Source organism: Candidatus Desulfatibia sp. (assembly GCF_036446775.1).
Taxonomy (GTDB): domain Bacteria; phylum Desulfobacterota; class Desulfobacteria; order Desulfobacterales; family UBA11574; genus Desulfatibia_A.
The window spans coordinates 1-4,610 of the sequence record NZ_JAZFTO010000291.1 but is presented as its reverse complement, the minus strand read 5'-3'; the positions used below and the strand labels follow the sequence as shown (position 1 = coordinate 4,610).

The 4,610-nt window shown below is 47.2% G+C and carries 3 protein-coding genes; 1 reads left to right on the top strand and 2 read right to left on the bottom strand.

Annotation, left to right across the window (positions count from 1 at the left end):
- Positions 1–245: 245 nt before the first annotated feature.
- Positions 246–2,594 carry an endopeptidase La gene (gene lon, locus V3S16_RS13710; RefSeq protein WP_413885872.1) on the bottom strand — a complete coding sequence of 783 codons (2,349 nt, stop codon included), beginning with the start codon at positions 2,592–2,594 and terminating at the stop codon, positions 246–248.
- A gap of 75 nt (positions 2,595–2,669) precedes the next feature.
- Entirely contained in the window at positions 2,670–3,116 is a 447-nt protein-coding gene (locus V3S16_RS13705; protein WP_413885870.1) for an Hsp20/alpha crystallin family protein, read from the bottom strand.
- Positions 3,117–3,437: 321 nt separating this feature from the next.
- On the opposite strand from V3S16_RS13705, the gene V3S16_RS13700 reads away from it, so the two are divergent.
- Entirely contained in the window at positions 3,438–4,610 is a 1,173-nt protein-coding gene (locus V3S16_RS13700) for an MFS transporter (RefSeq protein ID WP_413885868.1), read from the top strand.

Sequence of the window (4,610 nt, the reverse complement as noted above, 5' to 3'; positions counted from 1 at the left end):
GACTTAAAAGCCATCATAACTTTTTAGTACCTATCTATCAAAATCGCATCATATTTGCGAAGGATTTATCTAACAAAACATTTTCGCCACCAAGACACCAAGACACGAAGTTAAATTATAATAAACAGTTATTCTTTGTGTCTTGGTGCCTTTGTGGCTATTCTTTCTCTCCGAGGCGTAGGCTCTACCCTCCGGCCTGTAAGCCCTACGGGCTGGAAGCGGAGCCGGAGGCCGGTTTATCCGGGTTAGGTTTTAATTGCGATATTTAAGACATTCTTCATTTTGTCGACAAAGTGAAACTCGATTTTATCCTGAACCTCTGGGGGTATATCCTCCAGATCTTTCTCGTTCCGTTTTGGAAGAATAAGCGTTTTAATACCTGCCCGGTGGGCGGCCAGAACCTTTTCTTTGATACCGCCGACAGGCAGGACCTGGCCCCTTAGTGTAATTTCACCGGTCATGGCAAGATCTTTTTTGATGGTTTTAGCGGTAAAAAGGGAAGTCAAGGCCGTTAACATGGTGACACCGGCGGAAGGGCCGTCTTTAGGGATGGCACCGGCCGGTACGTGAATATGAATATCATGCTTTTGAAAATAATCCTCTGCAATTCCCAAGGAAGCTGCGTTGCTTCGAATGAAGCTCAAGGCCGCAGTTGCCGATTCCTTCATCACGTCTCCTAATTGACCGGTTAAGGTCAGCTCCTTATTTCCCGGCATGGAAGTGGCTTCTATGAAGAGTAGCTCGCCGCCGGTCTGAGTCCAGGCAAGCCCCATGGCCACGCCGGGCGTGGAAATTCTGGCCTTGGCCTCGGATGTCATTCGTACGGGGCCAAGATACTCGGCAACTTTGTCTATCTTGATTTTAGCGGAAGCCTTATCACCTTCGGCAATTTTGGCAGCAATTCCGCGACAAATGTTAGCAATTTCCCGCTCAAGATTTCTTAAGCCCGCTTCACGGGTATAACCGATAACGATATGTTTCACCGCGCCTTTAGTGAAAGATATCTGGCTGGCTTTGAGGCCGTGGGCTTCTCGCTGGCGAGGGATGAGGTAACGGTTGGCAATTTTGATTTTTTCATCCAGGGTGTAGCCTAAAAGCTCCAATACTTCCATTCTGTCCCGCAGAGCAGGTGGGATGGGATCGAGGATATTGGCCGTGGTGATAAACATTACCTTGGACAGGTCAAAGGGAACATCCAGATAGTGATCCGAAAACGAAAAGTTCTGCTCGGGATCCAGTACCTCTAACAGGGCGGATGAAGGATCTCCGCGAAAATCGCTGCCTACCTTGTCGATTTCGTCCAGCATAAAAACCGGATTGTTTGATCCGGATCGCCGGATGCCCTGAATTATCCGTCCGGGAAGCGCTCCGACATAGGTGCGCCGATGCCCTCTGATTTCAGCTTCATCCCTGACGCCTCCCAGTGAAATACGGAAAAACCGGCGCCCCAGAGCCCGGGCGATGGAACGCCCCAAGGATGTCTTGCCGGTGCCGGGCGGGCCGGCAAAGCAGAGAATCGGCCCCTTTGATTCCGGCTTCAGCTTGCGTACGGCCAGGTATTCCAAAATGCGTTTCTTGGCTTTTGAGAGCCCGAAATGGTCATGATCCAGGATTTTGCGGGCTTTTTTGATGTCCATATTATCGGTGGTGCTTTCATGCCATGGAAGCGCTGTCAGCCAGTCCAAATAGGTTGAGGCCACCGTATATTCGGCTGAAGAGGGATGCATGCGGGTCAGGCGGTCGAGTTCACGCTCAGCCTCTTTACGGGCTTCTTCGGGAAGATTTTTTTCCTCGATTTTTGCCCGGTAGTCGTCGACTTCAACCGTGGCCTGATCCTTTTCACCAAGCTCTTCCCTAATCGCCTTGAGCTGTTCGCGCAGAAAATATTCTCTTTGCCGTTTGTCCATGTCTCCTTTTACCTGAGATTGGATCTTGTTGCCCAGTTCCAGCACTTCCAGCTGATAGTTAATCAGCCGGGTAACTTCTTGTAATCGCTTTTTTACATCGAGCATTTCCAAAACGGTCTGCTTCTCCTCAAGGCTGGAATTGATTGTAGAAGCGATCATGTCGGCCAGTATGCCGGGTTCTTGTATTGTCTTGGCCATGGCGGCGATTTCCGGGGGCAAGCCGGGAGAAAGATCGGCAATTCGGGAAAACTGACTGATCACATTGGACACCAAGGCCTGGATTTTCTTGTCAATTTTTTCAATACTCTCAATATGTTCCACCTGGGCCTGGAGATACGGCTTACCTTTGATATACTTTTGTGCTTTAAATCTGCCTAAACCCTGAACCAGCAGCTGGGTTTTGTCGTCTTCAGCTTTTGCCATTTTAAGGATCATGGCGCTGGTGCCCACGGTATATAGTTCTTTATGTGTGTAACCGTTTTCTTTGATGGGTTCTTTTGAGACAATAAGTCCTATAATTCGATTCTGTGACATGGCTTCGTCGACGAGTTGAATCGACACGTCCTGCATGACAACCAGGGGCAGGACCATTTTAGGGAAAAGCGCTACATCAAACAAAGGCAGAATGGGCAAAATTTTGGGCATTTCCTCCGTGCTGAAAGCTTTGGGCGACTGCTGCTGAGTCATATTTACCTCCTGAGTCTGTTTCTAAAAACAGCCTTTTTACCAGTATCCGGCGGCATTAATAATCAAATAAAACTGTTATCCGTCTGTAATCGGTACTTTGTAGGTTTTATTAAGCATAAGTTTGGCAAGACGGATCTGGAGAAAACCGTTTGAATAGGACGCCGACACCACTTCAGGATCAATGGGTGCCGGGAGAAACAGGATGCGTTTAAATTTACCGTATTGGATTTCTGCCAGCCTGTAGGTGGCGTTTTCTGCCTTGGGGAATTCCGTGCGATTACCATAAATTCTGACCGCCTTATTGCTGATTTCCAGTTCGAGATTCTCTTTTTTAACCCCGGCAATTTCTGCCAGTATTATGATCTCATCAGGGGTCTCATAGATGTCCATTTGAGGTTTCCATGTCCGTTCTGAAAGGGTGAACATGGGATTGATCACTCTAAACATCTCCTCAAAGGTTTTTTCGAACTCAGAACTAAGCTGGCCAACATCCTTAGTGAATCTAATTTTAATATAGTCCATTTGGGGCTCCTGCATTTTAAATTTGAATTCCCCGCTGCTTGTCGGAACGCAGTGTAGATCACGCTGCACCGGGGCAGCGCGGGATGAATTCAAATGAAAGATAAAATCCTTTTTAAGGAGAAAGTGCGGTGCCTTTCGCCATCAGATCCCGTCACGCTGAAAGCGGGACGGGAGTTTCATAAAATCGTAACACGATTTTATTGCTGATATCAGTGTTGCCCTTGCCTCCGTCAAACTAGTTAAACGTCGCAGTAAACTATCACTATTGCAGAAATTTGTAAAGAAAATCTGGGCAGATTGTGTTTTGCCGGCAAATGCCGTATGACACGGACTATGGATAAAGCTGCCAACCATGCATTCAAATTTGTTATCGGTTCCCAGTACTTTTTATACTTCGGCGTTATGGGCATTTTTTTGCCCTATTTTAATCTATACTGCTACAATCTCGATTTTAGCGGTTTTCAAATAGGCAGTCTCTCGGCTTTAAGGTCTGTTGTCATGATTTTGTTCGCTCTCATCTGGAGCGTTCTGGCAGACCGCTTTCAAATCCGGAAACCGCTATATATTCTGTGTAGTTTTGTCAGTACAGCGATATGGGCTTTGTTCTTTTTTTACAGCGATTTCTGGAGCATGCTGGCCATTACGGTTTTATACGCTCTTTTTTACGCGCCGATCATATCTTTTCTGGAAGCGTTTACCATGGATGTACTGGGCGAGGAGAAGAAAAGCTACGGCCGGCTCCGGGCGTGGGGCTCTCTGGCCTTTATCATGACGGTCGTTGTGCTCGGCCGAGTCATCGACTTATACTCCATAGACATAATTATCGGCCTTATTTTTTTAGGTTCTTTGACTCAAGCCGCTATTTCCACCAAAATTCCCGACATACGGATAAAAAATTATGCATCATTTAGCATTAAAGCCAAGGTACTCGTCAAAAGGCGCGTTATCGTTTTCCTGTTCTGCGCTTTTTTAATGCTTGTAAGCCATGGAACCTATTACGGTTTTTTTTCCATCCATCTTGAAGATATGGGCTACGACAAAACATTTATCGGCATTGCCTGGGCTCTGGCGACGATTTCCGAAATTCTGGTTATGATCAAATCGGACCGGATATTCAAACGCTTCTCCATGGAAAATGTTCTGGTTTTTTCGTTCATGGTGGCGGCGCTCAGATGGTTCGCGCTTTTTTTTGCAAAATCACCGGCGGCAATTCTGCTCTTGCAGCTGCTGCATGCTTTTACCTACGGTACCTTTCATGTAGCCAGTATTCTTTACATCGATTCGGTGACACCGGCTGAGGCCAAAACCTTGGGGCAGGCCGTCAATAACGCCGTAACCTACGGGCTGGGTTTGATGGTGGGGTTTTTTATCAGCGGACTTTTTTTTGAAAGCCTGGGTTCTTTTACGCTGTTTTTTATCAGCGGCTTTATCGCACTCGGCGGCGGATTGCTGTTTAAAGGCTTCCAACTGACAGGCGCCCGCAGGCCCGGCTGA